At 58.9% G+C, this 22,623-nt stretch carries 21 protein-coding genes; 6 read left to right on the forward strand and 15 right to left on the reverse strand.

Features of this window, described 5'->3' with window-relative positions:
- Positions 1–164: 164 nt before the first annotated feature.
- A complete protein-coding gene (locus HU718_RS07380) occupies positions 165–1,259 on the forward strand; it encodes a PLP-dependent cysteine synthase family protein (RefSeq protein WP_150730959.1) in 1,095 nt (364 codons plus the stop codon).
- Between the two features lie 133 nt (positions 1,260–1,392).
- On the opposite strand, the gene HU718_RS07385 is transcribed toward HU718_RS07380, so the two are convergent.
- The 3 genes from HU718_RS07385 to HU718_RS07395 form a co-directional block, all read right to left on the reverse strand.
- The gene (locus tag HU718_RS07385) at positions 1,393–3,006 is read right to left on the reverse strand and encodes an NAD(P)/FAD-dependent oxidoreductase (protein ID WP_186612586.1); all 1,614 of its coding nucleotides are present in this window, start codon (positions 3,004–3,006) and stop codon (positions 1,393–1,395) included.
- A 97-nt stretch (positions 3,007–3,103) separates the two neighbouring features.
- Positions 3,104–3,757, reverse strand: coding sequence for a COG3650 family protein (locus HU718_RS07390; RefSeq protein ID WP_186612588.1), 654 nt, complete (start codon positions 3,755–3,757; stop codon positions 3,104–3,106).
- 59 nt (positions 3,758–3,816) lie between these two features.
- Positions 3,817–4,416: a short chain dehydrogenase gene (locus HU718_RS07395; protein ID WP_122600752.1), complete on the reverse strand. Its 600-nt coding sequence runs from the start codon at positions 4,414–4,416 to the stop codon at positions 3,817–3,819.
- Positions 4,417–4,520: 104 nt separating this feature from the next.
- On the opposite strand from HU718_RS07395, the gene HU718_RS07400 reads away from it, so the two are divergent.
- The gene (locus HU718_RS07400; RefSeq protein ID WP_186612590.1) at positions 4,521–5,435 is read left to right on the forward strand and encodes a LysR family transcriptional regulator; all 915 of its coding nucleotides are present in this window, start codon (positions 4,521–4,523) and stop codon (positions 5,433–5,435) included.
- A gap of 115 nt (positions 5,436–5,550) precedes the next feature.
- On the opposite strand, the gene HU718_RS07405 is transcribed toward HU718_RS07400, so the two are convergent.
- The 5 genes from HU718_RS07405 to HU718_RS07425 form a co-directional block, all read right to left on the reverse strand.
- Positions 5,551–6,027, reverse strand: a complete 477-nt coding sequence (locus HU718_RS07405) for a DoxX family protein (RefSeq protein ID WP_186612592.1) — start codon at positions 6,025–6,027, stop codon at positions 5,551–5,553.
- A complete protein-coding gene (locus tag HU718_RS07410; RefSeq protein ID WP_186612594.1) occupies positions 6,024–6,782 on the reverse strand; it encodes an HvfC/BufC N-terminal domain-containing protein in 759 nt (252 codons plus the stop codon). Before HU718_RS07410 ends, HU718_RS07405 begins: the two co-directional genes overlap by 4 nt.
- Positions 6,779–7,666 (reverse strand): MNIO family bufferin maturase, encoded by an 888-nt coding sequence (bufB, locus tag HU718_RS07415; RefSeq protein ID WP_150706155.1) that lies wholly within the window; start codon positions 7,664–7,666, stop codon positions 6,779–6,781. Before bufB ends, HU718_RS07410 begins: the two co-directional genes overlap by 4 nt.
- A gap of 25 nt (positions 7,667–7,691) precedes the next feature.
- Positions 7,692–7,997, reverse strand: a complete 306-nt coding sequence (locus HU718_RS07420; protein ID WP_102902698.1) for a BufA1 family periplasmic bufferin-type metallophore — start codon at positions 7,995–7,997, stop codon at positions 7,692–7,694.
- An 82-nt stretch (positions 7,998–8,079) separates the two neighbouring features.
- Complete coding sequence (locus tag HU718_RS07425; protein WP_186612596.1) at positions 8,080–8,250, reverse strand: hypothetical protein; 171 nt, start codon at positions 8,248–8,250, stop codon at positions 8,080–8,082.
- 138 nt (positions 8,251–8,388) lie between these two features.
- Between HU718_RS07425 and HU718_RS07430 the strand changes: the two genes are divergently transcribed.
- Both HU718_RS07430 and HU718_RS07435 read left to right on the forward strand, forming a co-directional pair.
- On the forward strand, positions 8,389–9,705 hold the full coding sequence (locus HU718_RS07430; RefSeq protein ID WP_225936844.1) for a DUF2599 domain-containing protein: 1,317 nt from the start codon (positions 8,389–8,391) through the stop codon (positions 9,703–9,705).
- Between the two features lie 33 nt (positions 9,706–9,738).
- The gene (locus HU718_RS07435; protein ID WP_186612600.1) at positions 9,739–10,974 is read left to right on the forward strand and encodes a DUF2599 domain-containing protein; all 1,236 of its coding nucleotides are present in this window, start codon (positions 9,739–9,741) and stop codon (positions 10,972–10,974) included.
- Positions 10,975–11,163: 189 nt separating this feature from the next.
- Here the strand turns inward: HU718_RS07435 and HU718_RS07440 are convergent, their stop codons facing one another.
- The 5 genes from HU718_RS07440 to HU718_RS07460 all read right to left on the reverse strand — a co-directional run bounded on the left by HU718_RS07440 (position 11,164) and on the right by HU718_RS07460 (position 16,165).
- A complete protein-coding gene (locus tag HU718_RS07440) occupies positions 11,164–11,865 on the reverse strand; it encodes an ABC transporter ATP-binding protein (RefSeq protein ID WP_008082262.1) in 702 nt (233 codons plus the stop codon).
- Entirely contained in the window at positions 11,866–12,633 is a 768-nt protein-coding gene (livG, locus tag HU718_RS07445; RefSeq protein ID WP_027621149.1) for a high-affinity branched-chain amino acid ABC transporter ATP-binding protein LivG, read from the reverse strand.
- Positions 12,630–13,886, reverse strand: a complete 1,257-nt coding sequence (locus tag HU718_RS07450; protein WP_093438700.1) for a high-affinity branched-chain amino acid ABC transporter permease LivM — start codon at positions 13,884–13,886, stop codon at positions 12,630–12,632. The genes livG and HU718_RS07450 overlap by 4 nt, the downstream gene beginning before the upstream one ends.
- Positions 13,883–14,806, reverse strand: a complete 924-nt coding sequence (livH, locus tag HU718_RS07455; RefSeq protein ID WP_007918526.1) for a high-affinity branched-chain amino acid ABC transporter permease LivH — start codon at positions 14,804–14,806, stop codon at positions 13,883–13,885. Before livH ends, HU718_RS07450 begins: the two co-directional genes overlap by 4 nt.
- Positions 14,807–15,037: 231 nt before the next feature.
- Entirely contained in the window at positions 15,038–16,165 is a 1,128-nt protein-coding gene (locus tag HU718_RS07460; protein WP_016986598.1) for a branched-chain amino acid ABC transporter substrate-binding protein, read from the reverse strand.
- A gap of 352 nt (positions 16,166–16,517) precedes the next feature.
- Between HU718_RS07460 and HU718_RS07465 the strand changes: the two genes are divergently transcribed.
- Complete coding sequence (locus HU718_RS07465; RefSeq protein ID WP_150706160.1) at positions 16,518–16,838, forward strand: DUF2288 domain-containing protein; 321 nt, start codon at positions 16,518–16,520, stop codon at positions 16,836–16,838.
- 280 nt (positions 16,839–17,118) lie between these two features.
- Here HU718_RS07465 and HU718_RS07470 read toward each other — a convergent pair whose 3' ends face one another.
- The gene (locus HU718_RS07470; protein ID WP_007918508.1) at positions 17,119–19,317 is read right to left on the reverse strand and encodes a hypothetical protein; all 2,199 of its coding nucleotides are present in this window, start codon (positions 19,315–19,317) and stop codon (positions 17,119–17,121) included.
- 196 nt (positions 19,318–19,513) lie between these two features.
- On the opposite strand from HU718_RS07470, the gene HU718_RS07475 reads away from it, so the two are divergent.
- Positions 19,514–20,410, forward strand: coding sequence for an NAD(P)-dependent oxidoreductase (locus tag HU718_RS07475; RefSeq protein WP_186612602.1), 897 nt, complete (start codon positions 19,514–19,516; stop codon positions 20,408–20,410).
- On the opposite strand, the gene HU718_RS07480 is transcribed toward HU718_RS07475, so the two are convergent.
- On the reverse strand, positions 20,301–22,583 hold the full coding sequence (locus HU718_RS07480; RefSeq protein WP_186612604.1) for a putative bifunctional diguanylate cyclase/phosphodiesterase: 2,283 nt from the start codon (positions 22,581–22,583) through the stop codon (positions 20,301–20,303). The genes HU718_RS07475 and HU718_RS07480 overlap by 110 nt on opposite strands.
- Positions 22,584–22,623 lie beyond the last annotated feature (40 nt).

Raw genomic sequence — 22,623 nt, forward strand, 5'->3', positions numbered from 1 at the left:
TTATATGGCGTTACAAGGTGTCTGGCTCAAGCCACGCTGAGCCTAGCAGTTGCCTGACATATTGAGACTCAGCTGTATCTGTGCGCGCTATAGGATTTTTCCTAAGCTGATGAGTGAGCCTTTCTAACAGCTTCATCTCCTGCCGATTCAACGAGACCATTACCATGAGCGACAACCGACAGTGGGCCCGCGAAGCGATCCGCATCATCGAAGCGGATTTTCAGCGCAGCGCCGACACCCACCTGATCCCTTTGCCGCTGCCGGGTTTTGCGGGCATCGAGTTGTATTTCAAGGATGAGTCCAGCCACCCGACTGGCAGTCTCAAGCATCGCTTGGCCCGTTCGTTGTTTCTCTATGCGCTGTGTAACGGCTGGCTCAAGCCCGGCGCGCCGGTGATCGAGGCGTCCAGTGGTTCGACGGCGATTTCAGAAGCGTATTTCGCGCGGATGCTGGGCTTGCCGTTTATTGCGGTAATGCCGGCGACCACGTCCAAAGAGAAGATCGCCCAGATCGCTTTCTACGGTGGCCAGAGCCATCTGGTGAAAGATCCGACGCAGATTTACGCCGAATCCGAGCGCCTGGCCCGCGAACATGGTGGACACTTCATCGACCAGTTCACCTACGCCGAGCGCGCGACCGACTGGCGGGCTAACAACAACATTGCCGAATCGATCTTCCAGCAGATGCGCTACGAGAAACACCCGGAACCGAGCTGGCTGATTTCCAGCCCCGGCACTGGCGGCACCACCGCGACGCTCGGCCGTTACGTGCGCTATCGCCAGCACTGCACCCGTGTGTTGTGCGCCGATGCCGAGCGTTCGGTGTTCTTCGATTACTACCAGACCGGCGATGCGAGTTTGCGTCTGGATTGCGGTTCGCGCATTGAAGGCATTGGCCGGCCGCGCGTTGAAGCGTCGTTTCTGCCCAAGGTGATCGATGCGATGGTCAAGGTTCCGGACGCCTTGTCACTGGCGGCGATGCATTATCTGGCGCAGCGTCTGGGGCGGCATGTCGGCGGGTCGAGCGGGACCAATCTGATCGGCGCCTTGATGGCGGCGCAGCAGATGAAAGCGGCGGGGGAATCGGGGTCGATCGTGGCGATTCTGTGCGATGGCGGCGAGCGGTATGCCGACACTTATTACGATCAGGATTGGTTGCAGGCGCAGGGGTATGAGTTGAGCGGGTTGATTGAGGCGGTGGCGGCGAGTGCCGAGCGTGGGGAGCCACTGCCTGAGTCAGTCCTGCGCGCCAATATCTAAAGCCGAATGCAAAAACCAATGTGGGAGCGAGCCTGCTCGCGAAGGCAGTATGTCAGGCAACGTGTCTGTTGAATGACACTCCGCTTTCGCGAGCAGGCTCGCTCCCACAGGGTATTTGTGTTGCTTCGGATGATTAGTCATTCAGGCCGAGAATGTCGCGCGCCACAGCCTCGGCAATCCGAATCCCGTCAACACCCGCAGACAGAATCCCGCCCGCATAACCCGCGCCTTCACCGGCCGGGAACAAGCCCTTCACGTTCATGCTCTGCAGCGTCTCGTTACGGGTAATACGCAGCGGCGACGAAGTGCGCGTCTCGATGCCAGTCAACACCGCATCGTGCAGCGAATACCCGCGAATCTGCTTCTCGAACGCCGGCAAGGCTTCACGGATCGCCTCAATGGCAAAATCCGGCAAGGCCAGGGCCAGATCACCCAACGCCACACCCGGTTTGTACGACGGCTCGACTTCGCCCAGCTCGGTTGAAGGAATGTCGTTGATGAAGTCGCCAACCAACTGCGCCGGGGCTTTGTAGTCGCTGCCGCCAAGAATGAACGCATGAGATTCCAGACGTTCCTGCAACTCGATGCCAGCGAGCGGGCCGCCCGGGTAATCGACTTCCGGGGTGATGCCGACGACGATGCCGGAGTTGGCATTGCGCTCGTTACGCGAGTACTGGCTCATGCCGTTGGTGACCACGCGGTTCGGCTCGGACGTCGCCGCGACCACGGTGCCGCCCGGGCACATGCAGAAGCTGTAGACCGAGCGGCCGTTCTTGGCGTGGTGCACCAGTTTGTAGTCGGCGGCACCGAGTTTCGGGTGGCCGGCGTATTTGCCCAGACGCGCGCGGTCGATCAGCGATTGCGGGTGTTCGATGCGGAAACCCACCGAAAACGGCTTGGCTTCCATGAACACGCCACGGCTGTGGAGCATGCGGAAAGTGTCGCGCGCGCTGTGGCCGAGGGCCAGAACCACGTGTTTCGAATGCAGGGTTTCGCCGCTGGCCAGCTCGACGCCGACCAGTTGGCCGTCTTCGATCAGCACGTCGGTGACGCGTTCCTGGAAGCGCACTTCGCCGCCCAGTTCGCGGATCTGCTCGCGCATGTTTTCAACCATGCCGGTCAGACGGAACGTACCGATGTGCGGCTTGCTGACGTAGAGGATTTCTTCCGGCGCGCCGGCCTTGACGAACTCGTGCAGGACTTTGCGGCCAAGGAATTTCGGATCCTTGATCTGGCTGTACAGCTTGCCGTCGGAGAACGTGCCCGCGCCGCCTTCGCCGAACTGTACGTTGGATTCCGGGTTGAGCACGCTTTTACGCCACAGGCCCCAGGTGTCTTTGGTGCGCTGGCGGACTTCGGTGCCGCGTTCGAGGACGATCGGCTTGAAGCCCATTTGCGCCAGCAGCAGGCCGGCGAAGATCCCGCACGGGCCGAAACCGACAACGATCGGACGCTGGCTCAGGTCTCTCGGCGCCTGACCGACGAATTTGTAGCTGACATCCGGCGCCACGTTGACGTTACGGTCGTCGGAGAACTTGCCCAACACTTTGGCCTCGTCGCGCACTTCGAGGTCGATGGTGTAGATGAAGCACAGTTCGGAGGACTTTTTGCGCGCGTCGTAGCTGCGCTTGAACAAGGTGAAATCGAGCAAGTCATCGCTGGCGATGCCCAGGCGCTGCACGATGGCAGGGCGCAGGTCTTCTTCTGGATGGTCGATTGGCAGCTTGAGTTCAGTGATTCGTAACATGGCGAGGATCCGGGTTCGCGGGGCGCACAACTGCGCCAGGGCGTTTGAAGACCGCGATTATAAGCCGCAAAGGCCGGATCCGGTGAGGCTAAAACGCTCAGTCGTTGCGCGATCCGCCGAAATACCCGCAACCGCGCTGCACTTGGCCGTCGATGCGCAACTCGGCGCTCATGTGCTGCACGCTGCCGGTGTTGCTGTCGACGCAACGCTGCGGCGCGACCCACAATTCGATGCGCTGGTTGTTGGCTTCACTGCTCAGATTGAAGCGGCCATCGCCCAATTGATCTTCGATATATGGCACGGCAAGTGGCGGCTGACCTTCGCGGTCGATGACCATGCCTTTGCCGCTGACTTTGACGTTCCATTCCGGGCCATGGCCGGTGGTGCGCAGGATCAGCAGTTTGAAGTTGGGGTCATCGCAGGCAGTGCCGGAGCGTTCGACGCGGTACAACTGAGTCAGGTCGAGTCGATCGCCGGCCACCTTGCCGCGCACATCGGCGAACAGCTTGCCCTGTTCATCGGCGAGGGTGGCAGCCTCTTGCAGGATGCTGGTGCCGCCGACGTCATTGACCACCAGTTGGCGCTGCTCCTGGCACGGCTGAAACACCAGTTTGCCGTCAGCGGCGGTCAGTTGCCCCTGCATCCGTGTCTGCCCGACGTGCGAGGCACTTTCTCGCTGGCCATCGAGCAACTGGCAAGCGGCAAACAACGGCAGCAGGGCAACAACGACCAACGAACGGGCAACACGCATTTTCGGCTCTCCAGACAAGTGCCGCCACGTTACGCAGCCTGACCGTTCATCACAAGGGTTTAGCCCACGTGAAACGTCTGACCTGTCTGCAGGCCTTCGACACTTTTCGCGTAGGCCAATGCCACATCCGCCGCAGGAACCGGCTTGTAGCCACGGAAATACGGGGCGTAGCTGCCCATGGCTTCGAGCAGCACGGTCGGGCTGATCGAGTTCACTCGCAGACCGCGTGGCAGTTCGATGGCGGCGGCGCGGACGAAGCTGTCCAGAGCACCGTTGACCAGCGCTGCCGATGCGCCGCTGCGGATTGGATCGTGGCTGAGCACGCCGGTGGTGAAGGTGAACGAGGCGCCGTCGTTGGCGAATTCGCGGCCGATCAGCAGCAGATTGACCTGGCCCATCAGCTTGTCTTTGAGGCCGAGAGCGAAGCTGTCTTCCGTCATCTCGCCCAGCGGTGCGAAGGTGACGTTGCCGGCAGCGCAGACCAGTGCATCGAACTTGCCGGTCTTTTCGAACAGTTTGCGGATCGACGCGCTGTCGCTGATATCCACTTGCAAATCACCGCTGCTGCGCCCGATACGAATGACTTCGTGGCGTTGCGAGAGTTCTTTGTCCACCGCCGAACCAATAGTGCCGCCAGCGCCTATCAACAGAATCTTCATCGAGCTGTACCTCAAGTGAGTGAACGAGGTTTCAGTCTAGAGTGGTTTTTTCTGCGGATAAGCGCACTAATAGGCAACCTTTGGTTTTCAAATGGAAACAATCCATGAGCGAGATGGATGATCTGGCGGCGTTCGCGGTGCTGATCGAGGCCGGCAGTTTTACCCTGGCAGCGCAGCAATTGGGCTGCAGCAAGGGCCAGCTGTCCAAGCGCATCAGCCAGCTTGAAGCGCAGTTTTCTGTGGTGTTGCTGCAACGCACTACCCGGCGCTTGAGCCTGACCGCCGCCGGCGCAGCATTGTTGCCGCAGGCCCAGGCGCTGGTCGTCCAGGTGGAAAGGGCGCGTCAGGCCTTGGCGCGGTTGAAGGACGACATGGCCGGCCCGGTGCGCATGACGGTGCCGGTGTCGCTGGGCGAAACCTTCTTCGAGGGTTTGTTGCTGGAGTTCTCGCATCAATACCCTGAGGTGCAGATTGAGCTGGAGCTGAACAACAGTTATCGCGATCTGTCACGGGACGGCTTTGATCTGGCGATCCGCAGCGAGGTGGCCAATGACCAACGACTGGTGGCCAAACCGTTGCTGGCCTGGCAGGAAATGACCTGCGCCAGCCCGGCGTATCTCGAGCGTTTCGGTGAACCGCTGACACCGCAAGCACTGGTCGAACATCGCTGTTTGCTCAATAGCCACTACAGCGGGCGCGAAGAGTGGCTGTATCACCAGCAGCATGAATTGTTGCGGGTACGCGTGTCAGGACCGTTTGCCAGCAACCATTACAACTTGCTGAAGAAAGCCGCACTCAGCGGCGCCGGTATCGCGCGATTGCCTTCCTACCTGTTGCAGGCGGAATTGGCTGACGGCCGATTACGCTGGCTCCTGCGCGACTTTCAGACCCGGCGTATGCCGATGTATCTGGTGCATCCGTATCAGGGCGGCTTGCCGAAACGCACGCAGGTGCTGGCGGATTATTTGATCGGCTGGTTCAAGCGCAGCGGCGAGGCGCTGGATCGACTTCAGCGCTGATCATATGAACATAAACCCCATGTAGGAGCTGCCGAAGGCTGCGATCTTTTGATTTTGTTTTTTTCAAAGCAAGATCAAAAGATCGCAGCCTTCGGCAGCTCCTACAGGTCGGCGTTCAGTTGGCGAAGTGGCGGGCGATCAGATGATCAATCGACAACTTGCCCGGCCCTGTTGCCATCAGATACAGCAACACCGCCGCCCAGGTGCCGTGAGTCGGATAGGCATCGGGGTACACAAACAGTTGAATGACCAATGTCATACCCAACAACGCCAACGCCGAAAACCGTGTAGCGAAGCCAATCAGGATCAGCAGCGGGAAAAAGTGTTCGGCGAACGCCGCCATGTGCGCGGCAATCTCTGGCGACAGCAGTGGCACGTGGTATTCGCTCTTGAACAACGGAATGGTCGAATCGGCCAGACGTGGCCAGCCGACTTGAAAGGTGCCGTCGATCAGGTCAATGGCCAAACCTTCAATCTTGGTCTGTCCTGATTTCCAGAACACTGCGGCAATCGAGAAACGCGCAATGAACGCGACCAGGCTGTGGGGGATTTTTTCCAGCAGCGCGATGGCGCGGGTGATGAGCGTTTTCATGGCAGTTCCTTGCTATTCAAGTGGGTAATGGCGTTGCGCGCGATCAGTAAGCCGAGGGTTTGCGCAAGGTCGAATTCAGGGCTGTTTTCAGCCGCTGCCAAGAGGGGCTGTCCATCGATCAGGTTGCGGATAAACGTGCTGGCGCCGGGGTCGAGGGCAAACACTTCGACGTCCAGGTCATTGCGCAACACCAGCGCGTGTTGCCTTTGGTTGACGTCGATCCCCTCCAGCGTCAAGTCGTGTTGATGTGCGCCCCAGATCGCGACTACGGCATAGGCTGAGTCGAGCAGGTGAAGGGAGGGATGAAGGTCGAGGCGCAGCTCACTCAGCGTTTGCACATCAGCCAGTGCTGCCGTGATCTGTTCCGCGCGCACGGGCAGGGCGTCGGCCGCGTGGTAGGCGAGGGTGCGCAGGTGCTCAAGGCGCGCGACATCGGCCAGATAGGGCACGCTCGAGGCGGGTTCGAATGTCTGGATAAAGGCGGCGAACGCTTCGCCATAGCGATTCATCAACGGACTCTGCGGCGGCTGCTGTTGGACGAAAACGGCCGCCATGGCGCGAAAGAATTCATCGCCGACCAATTGCGCAACCACCGGGTAACTGTCGCTCAACGCATTGATCAGCGAACCCTGTACGTTATTGCGATACACCGCAAAGCGGCTTGCCGGATCGGCACCGTTGGCGCTGCACAGACCTTCGGGGCAGGGTAACCGTGTGTCGAGGAGCGCGGCAGCGAAATCGCGTTGCGCGCTCATGTGCGTGCTCCAGCATCCAGCAAAAGTGCATCAGCTTGCTGAGCTTCCGCCAGTAGCACCGCAAACGCCGGCACTTGATTGTCGCGCTCGATCAACGTCGCCACCGGGCCGATGCGTTGCAGCACTTGCCGGTACAAACCCCAGACGGCTTGATCGATCGGCGCGCCGTGATCGTCGATCAGCAAGCGATCGCCAAGGCTGTCGCTATCTTCGGCGAACCCGGCCAGATGAATTTCAGCCACCGTGTGTAATGGCAGCGCATCGAGATACGCCAGTGGATCACGCTGATGGTTCACGCAAGAAACGTAGACATTGTTGACGTCCAGCAGCAGGCCACAGCCGCTGCGGCGGATGACCTCGGCGATGAAATCTGCCTCATCGAGGGTTGAGCGTTGAAACGCCAGATAGGTTGCCGGATTCTCCAGCAGCATTGGCCGTTTGAGCGTGTTCTGCACTTGATCGATATGCTCGCAGACGCGATTCAACGTCGGCGTGTCATAAGCCAGCGGCAGTAGATCATTGAGGAACACCGGGCCATGGCTCGACCAGGCCAGGTGTTCGGAAAAGGCTTGCGGTTGATAGCGCTGAATCAGCTCGGCAAGGCGTTGAAGATGTTGTTTATCCAGCGGCCCTTCAGCACCGATGGACAAGCCGACACCGTGCAACGACAGTGGATACTGCTCGCGGATCAAACCGAGAAAATGATGAAACGGACCGCCGGCCACCATGTAGTTTTCGGCGTGGACTTCGAAGAAACCGATGTCCGGTTGTGAGCCGAGCACTTCACGAAAGTGCCCGGTCTTGAGTCCCAGCCCGGCACGGGACGGGAGCCCGGTGCGGGCTGCCTGAGTGCGGGGTTGGGCATGGTCATTGATCGTGAGCATGTTCGTCACTCAGGCAGGCCAACGATCAGGACTTGGCTTTGAAGGCTTGCATCTGACCGAAACCGGTCGGCGAAGTCTTGCTCTCAGTGGTAGCGCAGGTGCCCTTTGGAACGAGTTTCCAGGCGTTGGCCTGGTAGTCCATTTTCGCCGTGCCGGCACAGGTAGTGCCTGCACCTGCGGCGCAATCGTTGTGACCTTTCATGGCCACGCCGAAGCATTTTTCCATGTCGGCGTCTGCGGCATGGACGGTCGATACAGCAGCCATGCTCAGGGCAGAACCAAGGGCCAGAACCAGGGCAGTAGCGGACAGGGTGCGGGTGGTAGCAGTCATGATGTTTCTCCAGTCTTGTTCAGGGTTTTTACAAGCGCGATTGCGCTTGCTTGTCCCTCTAGAGAAAGCTCATGGCGATGCGTTACAGCCCAACCAAATCTTTTTCAGAAAAAACGCGCATCACCTGTAGGAGCTGCCGAAGGCTGCGATCTTTTGATCTTGATTCTGTTTTAAAAATCAAAGTCAAAAGATCGCAGCCTTCGGCAGCTCCTACAGGGGGAATCCACCTCACCGGTTTTTTCCACTCTGTCATGCGTGTTCTATAGTCAACTCGAAGGCCCTCTTTGCCTGGGCCGATTTACCAGGACGGTATCTCATGAAAAAGGATCGCTCGGATTCACCTGTGCTATCGCGCCGGTTTTCATGTTTTGTTTTGGCCTGCACATTCCCCTTGTGGTTCAGTTCGGCGGCTGCCCAGACAGTCTCCGATCCGCAGGACACCCTCAAACGCATCAACCTCAACTACAACACCCTCAAGGACGCCTGCCAGGAACCCGACACGGGTGCTGCACGCGGCCTCTACTATTGCAGCGGTGTGACCTTGCGAATGGTCAACGACGGGCCCTTCAATCCTTGGGATTACAGCCCTTACGCGATCAAGATCGGCGCGACTTCCTACTCGTGGATCCGCAAGGATCTGAGCACGCGAATTCTTATTCACCCGGCCGGTTTCATTCTGCGCACGCCCACCGATGCGGCGGCTCTGAAGCTGCCGGTCAAGGAGCAGGGATTTACCTGCATCTACGCATTCGACGGCGGCACCGGGCCTGAGCGCAAGTGGTATGGCTGCGGCTTTTTCGACAGCCGTGAGCCGCCGCGCACCGCTCAAGGCGCGATGAACAATCGCAATGCCGCGCTGGCCTATGGTACCTGCGCCGAAGCCGGGGTCAGTACCGCCGAGCAGTGGACGCAGAAATACACCGGGTTGATGAAGGGCCCGATCCAATATGGTCAGTGTTCATGGAACGCGGAAAAACCCAGCGACTGGAAAGCGATGATCCGCGTCCACGAGTCACGGCCGAACACCACCAACAAAGACCCTTTTGCCTTCAGTGCCCAGGTCAACGAATTCATGTTGAAGAACGCCACGGCGACCAACGATGGCAGCGAAAACATGAAGTACATCGATGCTTTTATCTACAACGTCAACAGCACACAGAACTTCGCCACGCGCGGTGATCAGGCGCCACCGAAACCGGAAAATGGCCTCAACAGCGCGCGCAACTTTCAGAAGAAACTCCACGCCCAAGGCTACAGCGTGCCGATCCTGCGCCTGGATTTCACCAAGCCGCCCGAGCAGCGCTTCAGTTATGTCGCCGCTGATCAGGCGATCGAGCCGATGATGGTAGGCGGCGTACAACCGACGCCCGTTGTGCCTGCGCCCGACTACATCGCCTCGGCCAATTGGATCAAGCGTTACGACCCGGGTACACGCAAGGATGAGTGGAGCTTGAGTGTGGTGCCCACATCGGCAGGGCGTGCCTTGCCCAACGAGCAACTCGGGGTTTTGTACGACCAGTTGTTCGCCCTCAAAGGGGCCGATAGCAATTGGCGCGATAACGAAAGATCCGTTGGCAGCATGCGTCAGCAATTGGGCTGCGTCCTGGTCAATTACCGCGCCAAGACGCCGTGGAATCTCGAGCCGTTTCGCCCGGCGTTGTCGGACAGCGAGACTCGGGCAGCGGGGTGCAATCCGGTCCCGCGTTGAAGATGTGTTTGGCTAATCAAGGAGATGCAAGCCATGAAAAAATGTTTGAACAGGATCACGCCATTTTTGATGTTGCCACTGCTGGTTCAGGCGACCTGGGCCAGTGCCGAGTCATGCGACGAGACGCTGAAAAAGGTTGAAACGTTGTACAACAAGACCGTCGACAGTTGCGGGCAGGACCCCGCGTCAGACTGTTCCGGGCTACTGGTGCGCGGCACGCATCGGGCGGACCCGGCGAAGGGGCAAAAATGGGATGTGTGGAATCCCAGCCCGAAAGCTGTGGAGCTGGGAACGTTTGCCGCCTCGTATATGCGCGCCGATGGCATCAGCTATGAAGACCCCGGCATGAGCACGCAGAATGGCTACCTCATTACGCCAAGGGATCTGATTCGCGACCCCGAGACGCCGGTACACGTGTACTGCGCCTTTCCCAATGACGCCTGGACCGACTATCGCAATGACCGGGGGTGCGGCGACAACAAAAACACCACGGCTTCAGAAGCGGTTTGCCAAGCCATGAAACCGCCGATCAGCAATCCGAATGCCTGGGTCGCGCACTTCACCCAGTACAACAACAATCGGCAACAGGACCAGTTGCAGTGCGGCTTCAATATGCGCAATCCGATGAGCAGCAAGGAGCGGGTCGACGCCTTTCGCAACTTCATGGGCGCGCGCAAAGTCATCAACAGTCGCGAGTTTCAAACCCAGACCGAACTGCGTCTAGGCAACCCGAAGACCGACGAGCTGCCAGTTCTGGCTTTTTTCTACAGCGATCAGCGCGGCTTGAACGACGCCTTGGCCAATCAGCGCGACTACAAGGCCAAGACCGGCAAGGACCGCAACATCATCAAGATCGATTTCCCGCGAACCCCGACCGCCAAGGCCACGTTCTCGTGCGTGCAAAGCGCACCGGCGCCAACGCAGTTCTGTGAGAAGTACATCGAGTCGAGCACCTGGGTACAACGGCCCGATCCGAAACTGGGGCCGAATACCTGGTCGCTCTCGGTGGTGCCGAGTGCATGCGGCCGCGCGATCAAGGACGACCAGACCGACCGGATGTTTGCCGAGTTGTACAACAAGCACAAAGACGATCAGCAGTGGCGGCAGTACAGCATCAATGGTGGGTCGTTGCGTCGGCAGATGGTCTGCCATCTGGCGGCGACCTACGAGGGAAAACCTGTCAGGAACAAGCCTGAGTGGAACCTTGAGCCGGCACGGCCTTATGTCGATCAGGCTACAGCGGTAGCCCAACACTGCAATCCGTACTAAGCGGTTGCTACAACTCTTCCCTGTGGGAGCGAGCCTGCTCGCGAAAGCGGTGTGTCATTCAGCAAATGTGCTGACTGATACTCCCTCTTCGCGAGCAGGCTCGCTCCCACAGGGGACTTGTGTTGAATTCAGGATTGGCAGATGAAAAAAAAACGGCCCGAAGGCCGTTTTTCTGTTTGGCGACATGCATCAACCGCCGAGATACGCCTCGCGCACTTTCGGGTCGGTCAGCAGCGCTTCACCGGTGCCTTGCATGACCACGCGGCCGTTCTCCAGAACGTACGCCCGATCTGCGATTTTCAAGGCCTGGTTGGCGTTCTGCTCGACCAGGAACACGGTCACACCGTCCTTGCGCAGCATTTCGATGATGTCGAAAATCTGCTGGATGATGATCGGTGCCAGGCCCAGCGACGGCTCGTCGAGCAGCAGCAGTTTCGGCTTGCTCATCAGCGCACGGCCGATGGCGAGCATTTGCTGTTCGCCGCCGGACATGGTTCCGCCGCGCTGGTTGAAGCGTTCTTTCAGGCGCGGGAACAGGCCGAGGACCTTGTCCATTTGCTCCTGATAGTCGCCCTTGTCGGTGAAGAAGCCGCCCATGGAGAGGTTTTCTTCAACGGTCAGACGGGCAAACACCCGACGACCTTCCGGCACCACCGCGATGCTCTTGCGCATGATCTGCGACGAGTCCTGGCCGACCAGTTCCTCACCCATGTAGCGGATGCTGCCGCTGTGCGCCTGCGGCGAACCGCAGAGCGTCATCAGCAGCGTGGACTTGCCGGCACCGTTGGCACCGATCAGGGTCACGATCTCGCCCTGACGGACTTCGACGTTGACGCTGTGCAGGGCTTGGATCTTGCCGTAGAAGGTGGAAACGTTTTCGAACTGCAGCATTTACGCTTCCCCCAGGTAGGCTTTGATCACTTCAGGATTGTCGCGGATCTGTTCCGGCGTGCCGTCAGCCAGAGGCGTGCCCTGGTTGATCACGACGATGTGGTCGGAAATGCTCATGACCAGTTTCATGTCGTGTTCGATCAGCAGCACGGTGACGTTGTGCTCTTCGCGCAGTACGCTGATCAGCGCCTTGAGGTCTTCGGTTTCCTTCGGGTTCAGACCGGCCGCCGGTTCGTCGAGCATGAGGATTCGCGGACGGGTCATCATGCAGCGGGCGATTTCCAGACGTCGTTGCTGACCGTAGGCCAGGGTGCCGGCGGTACGGTTGGCGAACTCTTTGAGGTTGACCTTTTCCAGCCAGTACTCGGCGAACTCCATGGCCTCGCGCTCGCTTTTGCGGAACGCCGGGGTCTTGAACAGGCCGGACAGGAAGTTGGTGTTCAAGTGACGGTGCTGGGCGATCAACAGGTTCTCGACCGCCGTCATGTCCTTGAACAGGCGCACGTTCTGGAAGGTACGCACCACGCCTTTGAGGGCGATCTTGTGGCCCGGCAGGCCTTGAATCGGCTCGCCGTCCAGCAGGATGCTGCCGCCAGATGGCTTGTAGAAACCGGTCAGGCAGTTGAACACGGTGGTCTTGCCCGCGCCGTTCGGCCCGATCAGTGCCACCACTTGTTTCTCTTTGACGGTCAGGGCCACGCCGTTGACCGCCAGCAAACCGCCGAAGCGCATGCTCAGGTTTTCGACTTTAAGGATCTCGCGGCTCATTTTCGCAACTCCATGTGTGGGCGTTGCATCGGCAGCAGACCTTGTGGACGCCAGATCATCATCAACACCATCAGCGCACCGAACATCAACATGCGGTACTCGCTGAACTCACGCATCATTTCCGGCAACAGGATCATCACCACGGCCGCCAGGATCACGCCCAGCTGCGAGCCCATGCCACCCAACACAACGATGGCGAGGATGATCGCCGACTCGATAAAGGTGAACGATTCCGGCGTCACCAGACCCTGACGGGCAGCGAAGAAGCTACCGGCGAAACCGGCGAATGCAGCGCCGAGAGTGAACGCGGAGAGCTTGATGATCGTTGGATTCAGACCCAGTGCACGGCAAGCGATTTCATCTTCACGCAGCGCTTCCCACGCACGACCGATCGGCATGCGCAGCAGGCGGTTGATGACGAACAGTGCCGCCAGTGCGAGCAACAGGGCAACCAGGTAAAGGAAGATCACCTTGTTGATCGAGTTGTATTGCAGGCCGAAATACTCGTGGAAGGTTTGCATGCCTTCCGCGGCTTTACGTTCGAAGGTCAGACCGAAGAACGTTGGTTTCTCGATGTTGCTGATGCCGTTCGGACCGCCGGTGATGTCGGTCAGGTTACGCAGGAACAGACGGATGATCTCACCGAAACCAAGGGTCACGATCGCCAGATAGTCACCGCGCAAACGCAGCACCGGGAAGCCCAGCAGGAAGCCGAACGTCGCCGCCATCAGGCCGGCAATCGGCAGGCAGATCCAGAAGCTCAGGCCGTAGTAGTGCGACAGCAGCGCGTAGCTGTAGGCGCCGACGGCGTAGAAACCGACGTAACCGAGGTCGAGCAGACCGGCCAGACCGACGACGATGTTCAGACCGAGGCCGAGCATCACGTAGATCAGGATCAGCGTGGCGATGTCCACCGCCCCACGCGAGCCGAAGAACGGCCACACCAGCGCCACCAGGATCAGCGCAATGATGAAATAGCGCTGAGTGGTCGGCAGGGTGAGGAAGTTGCTCGCCTTGGCCGGAATCAGCGGCAGGCCGGGCGACGAGCGCCAGGCTTTGCTGATCTGCTGGTTGAACAGCACGCGCAGGAACATCAGCACCGAGCAGATGGCGATGGTCGCCAGTACGGCCGGGCTGGTGTTGTGCACTTCCAGGTTGATGCCGACGATGGTCAGTTTCAGACCGAGTACCGGGTAGGCCACGGCCCACACCAGCAAAGCGCTGAACAGCGCCTGTTTAAGATTCCTAGTCATACTTTCTCAACCTCCGGACGGCCCAGAATGCCGGTCGGACGGAACAACAGCACCAGAACCAACAAGCCGAAAGCCACGACATCCTTGTACTGGTCGCCGAAGATATCGGCACCAAAGGCTTCCGCCACCCCAAGCACCAGCCCGCCGAGCATGGCGCCGGGGATGCTGCCGATACCGCCAAGTACCGCTGCGGTGAAGGCTTTGAGGCCGACGAGGAAACCGGCGTTCGGGTTGATCACCCCGTATTGCATGCTCAGCAGCACAGCGGCAACGGCTGCCAGCGCGGCACCAATGACGAAGGTCAGGGCGATGATGTTGTTGGTGTTGATGCCGAGCAGGTTGGCCATCTTGATGTCTTCGGCGCAGGCGCGGCAGGCGCGACCCAGGCGAGAGCGGGAGATGAACAGCGTCAGGCCGAGCATGGCGATCAGGGTCACCACGAACACCACGATTTGCATGTAGGAAATCAGCACTTCTTGTGCGCCACCTGGGCCGAAGGCAATGTTGCCCGGAATCAGGTTGGGGATAGCTTTGTCCTTGGAGTCTTGCGCCAGCAGAACCGTGTTCTGCAGGAAGATCGACATACCGATCGCGGAAATCAGCGGGATCAGACGGTTGCTGCCGCGCAGGGGGCGGTAGGCAATGCGTTCGATGCTGTAACCGTAGGAACTGGTGACGACGATGCTGGCGATGAACGCCGCCGTCATCAACAGCGGGACACTGTCGAGTCCCATCATGGTCAACCCGGCGATGGCGATGAACGCCACGTAAGAGCCGATCATGTACACCTCGCCGTGGGCGAAGTTGATCATTCCAATGATGCCGTAGACCATCGTGTAGCCGATGGCGATCAAGGCATACATGCTGCCAACGTTCAGGCCGTTAACCAGCTGTTGGAAGAAGTGATAGATGTCAGGCATTACAGCGCTCCTAAAAACCTGATACGCATTTCACTGGTGGAGTCATTTTCCCGCCCGGCCCCGTGGATCTATATCCACTTCGAATCCGGGTTTTGCCAGCGAACCGCTGATGACGGTTTTGAGATTTTCAGGTGGGGAGACTGGCGGATCACGCCAGCGCGGCCCAATACATTCGTAAAACAAAGCCCACGGCACGCCGTGGGCTTTATTGGCAGTCAGTCAGGCAGCGCCTTACTGAGGCGAAACTTCAGTTTTAGGTTTGCCGTTGTGCCACTCGTAAACCACGAATTTGAAGTCTTTCAGGTCGCCCTTGGCGTCGAAGCTCAGGTCGCCAGTCGGGGTCTTGAAGGTACCGGCGTGAATGGCTTCAGCCACTTTGGTCGCGTCTTCGGACTTGGCTGCCTTGATGCCTTCGGCAATCACTTCAACCGCCGAGTAGGACGGGAACACGAACGGACCGCTCGGATCTTCTTTCTTCGCCTTGAATGCATCGGCCAGGGCGATGTTGGCTGGATCCTGGTCGAAGGATTTCGGCAGGGTCACCAGCAGGCCTTCGGCTGCGTCTTTGGCGATCTGGGTGATCGAGTCGTTACCCACGCCTTCCGGACCCATGAACTTGGCTTTCAGGCCTTTTTCCTGGGCTTGACGCAGGATCAGACCCAGCTCCGGGTGGTAGCCGCCGTAGTAAACGAAGTCGACGTTGGCTTGTTTAAGTTTGGCGATGATCGCCGAGAAGTCTTTGTCGCCGGCGTTGACGCCTTCGAACACGGCAACCTTGGTGCCTTTCTTCTCGAGAGTCGATTTCACCGCGGTGGCGATGCCTTCACCGTACTGCTGTTTGTCGTGCAGTACGCCGACGATTTTCGGTTTGACGTGATCGGCAATGTAGTTACCGGCGGCAGGGCCCTGGGCGCTGTCGAGACCGATAGTACGGAAGATCATTTTGTAACCACGGGCGGTGATGTCCGGGCTGGTAGCAGCCGGGGTGATCATGATCACGCCTTCGTCTTCGTAGATGTCCGAAGCAGGTTGAGTGGAGCTGGAGCACAGGTGACCGACCACGAACTTGACGCCGTCGTTGACGACCTTGTTCGCTACGGCTACGGCTTGTTTTGGATCGCAGGCATCGTCGTATTCAACGGCTTCGAGCTTCTTGCCGTCGACGCCGCCCTTGGCGTTGATCTGCTCGATGGCCATTTTCGCGCCACTGAACTGCATGTCGCCGTATTGGGCTACTGGACCGGTTTTAGGACCGGCGATACCGATTTTGATGGTGTCAGCTGCGAACGAATGGCTGGCAACCCCGGCCAGAACCATAGCGGCAAACAGTTTGGAAATCTGCTTAGTAGCCTTAGTCATAGTGCTCCACTCTTACTGTTGTAATTTTTTTGAGTTCTGGCGCCGTAGCAGCAGAACCGGGTCAGATATCTTTGCGATACCCTCCGGAAATGCCCCCGGCAACTGTACCGGTACAGTGTAGAGCGCCGGTTGTCAGCCTGGGAAGCGGGCGCCGAGGGGCAAAACCTGGGGGTGTCGCATTTTTGAATGAAAAAGACAGAATCGCGGCGGGGTGTTCGTGGGCATATAGCCCAATCATCAGCATTCCTTGGCGTTCCTGCTCTTTTCGTTCGGTGCAGCCTTTTGCAACCGGGTTTTTCTGGCGGACCACCGACGTTATCATTCGCGTCGATTTCTTTTCCGGACAGCACCCATGAATCAAGAACCTAGCACCCTCTATGCCAAGCTGCTTGGTGAAACCGCATCTATTACCTGGAAAGAGTTGGAGCCGTTCTTTGCCAAGGGTGCCCTATTGTGGGTCGACCCTGCGCTCGATTTGATCGCTGCTGCCGAGGCTGTGGCGTCCGATGATGGCGAGAAAGTGGCTGCCTGGCTGGCCGAAGACAAACTCGCCAAGCTCTCTGAAACGCGGGCGCTGGATCTTTTTGAACGCGATCCCGAGATGTGGGCAGTGGTAGTTCGTCCGTGGATTCTGGTCCAGGAAAGGGCAGTTCCTGCTGACGTCGCACCTTGATGGTGCGGCCGGTCATCAGCGAAAAGTGTGTAGCGGAGTAGCGTGATGGCACGTTGCCGTAGAGAAACACCACAAGCGATGGTGGCCTCACGGTGACGTAAACGTAACGGGAACAGTTTAGTAAGCAGCCTAACGGCTGCTTAATTGTTTCTGGATATTGGAAAGGCTGAAATCTTCAGTGAATTTGAAGGCCTCTTCGCGAGCAGGCTCGCTCCCACATTTGGAATGCATTCCCCTGTGGGAGCGAGCCTGCTCGCGAATGGGGCGACTCGGTTGCGGATCAGACCGAGAACGACTTGCCGGTATGGTTATTCAGGGAAATAACCTTGGTCTTGCCAATCCGGTGACGGTAGATCTCGCGCAGGTACTTGATCGACTTCTTCACACAATCGCGCGACAAACGAATGTCATTGATCGAGACAAATTTCTCTTTGTCGTTGATCAGCTCGCGGTACTTCTTCTCGTACATCGGTTTGATCGCGTACCAGTTGGTGTCGAGGATCTTCGCCGGGTTCTCGAATTCGTTGAGCAGGTCATCAATGCGGTCTTCGTCGAACTCCTCGTTGATGATGAAATCAAGGATCGAGTTGTCCAGGGTCTCGTCGAAACGGTACGGGTTTTTCGCGAAGCAGCGTTTGATGAACGCCACTATCAAGGTCAGGAAGTCATCCGACAGGCACGGGCTCTTGGCGATCAACGTGGTCAGCGACAGGTTGGCCGAGGCGCCGATTACCAGTGCGTAACGCTTGAGCGTGGTGTTGGGGAACAGGCTGTTGAGGTGGGTCTTCAACCGGTTCAGGTCCATGTACGACAGCTTGTAGTCTTTCGGCAGCGAAACGATCGAGACCACCGACGAGCAGTTCTTGAAGAAGTGCAGGTCGTGCAGCGCGGCGGCGTCGTAACCGGAATTCTTGTACTGCTCCAGCGATGCGCGATAACGCTTGGACTCGATCGGCAAAAGACTGATGCCTTCAATCGCCTGCGTCACTTTGTTGAAGTGCGGCAGGTCGATCGAGCGGAAGAACAGATCGTCGATGTTCAGGCGCTGCGGCTCTTTGTCGAACACCTTGAACTTGTCGCTGCTCGGCGGCGGAGTTTCCGGCACCACCGATTCGGCGTAGGCAATCGCCACCGGGCCGGCCAGACTCATGAACAAGTCGTTGGCGTCGAGGCGAATGGTTTCGCCGATGTCGATGCCGGCGCGGCGGAAGTAGTTCTGGTCGTAGTCGGTGGTGACTGCCTGCGCCGTGAGAATGTTGAAGATCTGCTGCGAGATGTACTGGTTGGCGTGCTTTTCCATCGCATTGACATCAATGTTCTGGATGTTGCCGTCATCGCTCTCTTCGGCGTAACGCATGATGTCGTTGGAGATCAGCATCATCGCATTCCATGGGCGGATACGACCCATGACGCTGGCTTCGCTGCTGTCTTCATTGGCGAAGTTGTAGGAGAAATCCCATTCTTCCGAGAGGTATTTGCACAGCAGGCGACCGGCGTTGATGTGCAGCGCCTCGGACATTTCGCTGCGGTGGTCGGAAATGTTCGGTAGCACGCAGATGCCGCTGGTGAAGATCGGTTCGAACACGAACGAATGACCGCTCTTGCCGTCATGCTCGTCCATCGGCTTGGTGTCGAACGTCTTGTTCATGTACGAGTGCTGCTGGGCCAGACCGAATTCCGAAGCCATGCCGGAACCGGTACCGCCGCCGGCACTGAAGATCGAGAAATACAGACGCGACTGGTTGGCCTTGATGCCGCAGCTGTCGATCAGGTACGAGTGAATCATTTTCCAGTCAGGGCTGGAGAAGCGCTGGGTGTCCTTGTTGAGGATGATCTTCGCCAGGTACTGGCCGAGGATCGGCGCGTTACCGGCGCCACCGGCGTGGACTTCGGACAAGTCCATGATCTTCATTTTGCTGTAGTCGCGCAGGAAGCCGCTTTTCTCGCCCTTGCGCGAGAAACGGATACGCCCGGCGATGTCCTTGTCGAGGTCGCCGAGCATCACCAGCGGTTCGACCAGAAACACCGGTTTGGTCGATTTGTTCGGGCCGATGCGCAGGTTGTTCTTGATCCACTGCGCCGGGCTGTAACCCTTGTCGGCCAGTCGGCGATCCGCCGCGCGGTCTTCGTTGTTGAATTCGTTGAGGTAGAACTTGCGCGCGTTGTACACCAGCTCCGCGACGTCGAGGGCGATGTTCGAGCCGCAACGACCGAGGCCGATCAGGCACACCGAGGGGAATTCCTGGTCGTTGTGCTGTTCGTTGTCGCCTTCCAGGTGCGGTGGGCGCGGGAACACCAGATCACGCAGGCCGTCGAGGTTGTCGAGGATGCGGTCGGTATTGGTTTCAGTGAAGTACAGGTACTGCTGAGTCGACAGCGGGCGCGACGGGACCAATGGCTTCGACGATGACGGGCTGTTGGCGGCGGGGCTCAAAGTCAGATCGGATACCGCAGTGGCGGGATTATTTTTAGAAGTCATTGTGCGCCATATACCTGGACTGGTTGGCTCGCTGGCCTTTGCCTACGAACCTCACGGAATAAGATCTCGCGTCTTTTAATTGCGCGAATTGAGCCCGAGCATCAGGTTTTTGGCCTGACTGTCGCTGGGGGGAATCCTTTCCTGATCGTTGATGAATCGGCCATTATTCGGCGATCTTTAATCGAAAAGAGGCAAAATGATGTCAACGCTACCTTCGTTGGGGTTCGCCGGAATCGGTCTGATGGGCCTGCCTATGTGCCGCCGTTTGTTGGCCGCGGGTTACCCGCTGACCGTGTGGAATCGCAACCCGGCCAAGTGCGCGCCACTGGTCGAGGCCGGTGCCCGGCAGGTGGCGACCGCTGCTGAATTGTGCGAATACGCCGACGTGGTGATGTTGTGTCTGGCCGATACGGCGGTGGTTCGCGAGGTGGTGTTTGGCGCGGGCGGTATCGCCGAAGGCGCGAAAAGCGGCCATTTGCTGGTGGATTTTTCCAGCCTTGAACCGACGGCCACTCGCGAAATGGCGGCGACGCTTGCGGAGAAAACCGGCATGGCCTGGCTGGACTCACCGGTGTCCGGCGGCGTGGTCGGTGCCGAGGCGGGCAGTCTGGCGATCATGGTCGGCGGCGAAGCGGCAGATCTTCAGCGTGTACGTGCGGTGCTGCTCAACCTCGGTCAACGCGTCACGCACATGGGCGGCATCGGCGCGGGGCAGGTGACCAAGGCCTGCAACCAGATGATTGTCGCCTGCAACGCGCTGGTGATTGCCGAAGTGGTGGCGCTGGCGGAGCAGGCCGGGGTCGATGCGAGCCTGATCGCCGAGGCGCTGGCCGGCGGTTTTGCCGATTCGAAACCGTTGCAGATCCTCGCCCCGCAAATGGCCGAAAGCCGTTTCGAACCGATCAAATGGCACGTGCGCACACTGCTGAAGGATCTCGACACCGCCGTCAAATTCTCCCGCGAACAGGGTTCGGCGACGCCGATCAGCGGATTGGCCGCACAACTGATGCGCCTGCATGGGGCGCAGGGCTTTTTGGCGCAGGATCCAGCGACACTGGTGCAAATGTACCGCGCGCCAGAATCAACGGATTGACCGCGTGTGAATGTTTGCGCTGATTGATTTCTTCCAGCACCGGACGCAATTCGTCCAGCGGCACCGGACGGCTGAGCAGGTAACCCTGAATGAAATCGCAGCCCGAGCGTTCGAGGAATTCGTACTGCTCCAGGCTTTCCACGCCTTCGGTCACCACCTGCAAATGCAGGGTGTGGGCCATGACGATGATCGCTTGGACGATCTCCATGTCGGCGGTTGCCGTGGGAATGTCGAGGATGAACGAGCGGTCGATCTTCAGGGTGTTGAGCGGCAGGCGCTTGAGGTAGGCCAGCGACGAGTAGCCGGTGCCGAAGTCGTCGATCGACAGCGACACACCGAGCGCACGAATCTGTCGCAGCAGCACCAGGGTGTTGGCAATGTTGCCCATCAGCGCATTTTCGGTGACTTCCAGTTCCAGCCGTTCCGGCGCCACCCCGGCGCTGCGCAATGCCTGTTCGATTTCGTTGGCCAGTTCATCTCGGGTGAGGTTGAGTGGCGAGCAGTTCCAGGCGATTTTCAGTTCTTCGCAGCCATGCCGCGACAATTCGCCCAGATCCTTGCAGGCGCGGCGCAGCACCCAGTTGTCCAGTTCGGCGATCAGGCCATTGTTTTCGGCGATGGTGATAAAGCGATCCGGGGTCAGCAAACCGTGCAGCGGATGTTGCCAGCGGATCAGCGCTTCGAGCTTGGTGACACGGCCGGTTTTCAGTTCAAAAATCGGTTGGTAATAGAGCGTCAGACCGTTTTCTTCGCGCAGGGCATGGCGCAGTTCTTCTTCCAGTTGCAGCTCGAAGCTGGCGCGGGTCTTGAGGTTGGAACTGAAAAAGTGCAGGCCGTTGCGCCCCGCGCCTTTGGATTGATACAGCGCCAGATCGGCGTGTTTGAGCAGCTCCTCGCAGGTGCTGCCGTCCTCCGGAAACAGACTGATGCCGATGCTGGTGGTCATCACCATGCGACGTCCGGCCAGTTCGATCGGCTCTTTCATCTTGAGCATGATGCGCTGCGCCATATTGCGGGCTTCTTCGCGGTCACGCAGGTTGATGAGGATGCAGAACTCGTCGCCGCCGAAACGCGCGACCACGTCTTCATGGCTGCGCACCGAGCCTTTGATGTGCTGGGCGATCACCTTGAGCAGTTCGTCACCAGCGTCGTGACCGAGGCTGTCGTTGATCCGCTTGAAGTGGTCGATGTCGAGAAACATCACCGCGAGCATGCCGCCCTCGGCGGCTTTCTGGCAGAGTTTCTCGGCGAAGATCTGGTTGAACCCGCGGCGGTTGATCAGGTTGGTCAGGGCGTCGTAGTTGGCCGCTTGTTGCAGCGACATGCGCGCCTGATCGAGCTGGCTGAGCAGGGCGTTGACGCGGCGCAGGTCTTCTTCCTTGTTCTGCAGTTTTTTATCGGCCAGCGCCGCACTGATCGCACTGCCAAGGATCAGCAGGATGATCAGCGCCACGGTCAGGCCCAGTTGCAGATGCCCGTTATCGCCGCCGCTCGCTGTCAGGCCTCCCTCGGGAAGAACCAGATCCAGCGCAGCCATGCCGGTGAAATGCATGCTGATGATGCCGGCGCCGAGAATCAGCGCAGCGCTGTACTTGAGCAACTGATGCGCGACGCCGCTGCCTTCGCTGAGATAGCGGGCCACCCACAGCGCTGCGAAACTGGCGCCGATGGCGATCGCCACAGACAGCGCGAACAGTCCTGGCTGATAGTAGGCGGTGGCGCTCGACTTCATCGCCGCCATGCCAACGTAATGCATGCCGGCGATGCCCAGGCCGATGACAAACGCGGTTTTCAAGCAATGCAATGCACTCGGCTGCGCTTCGCTAAGGGTTTGCATGGCCAGCCAAGAGGCGAGCAGGGCGATCAGCAACGAGAAAAGGGTGATGCCAAGGTCGTACTGAATGTCGATCGGTGTCTGGAAAGCCAGCATGCCGATGAAATGCATGGCCCAGATGCCGCCTGCAAGGCAGGTCGCGCCGATCCAGCGCCAGATCCGTCGCGACCCCGGATCTTCGGCATTTACAACGCGCTCGGCCATATCCAGAGTGGCGAAACTGGCTGCGCAGGCGACCAGGTACGCAACCATCACCAGGAAAGGGTTGTGACTGCAATCGAGAATGACCTGCCCGCTCTCCGGCAGCTCGGTAACAAACTGCAAACCAAGCCACTCCATAGCATGCCCCGTCTCTGAAGTCGTCCTGACTGCGCGGTGA

The organism is Pseudomonas tensinigenes (genome assembly GCF_014268445.2).
Taxonomy (GTDB): domain Bacteria; phylum Pseudomonadota; class Gammaproteobacteria; order Pseudomonadales; family Pseudomonadaceae; genus Aquipseudomonas; species Aquipseudomonas tensinigenes.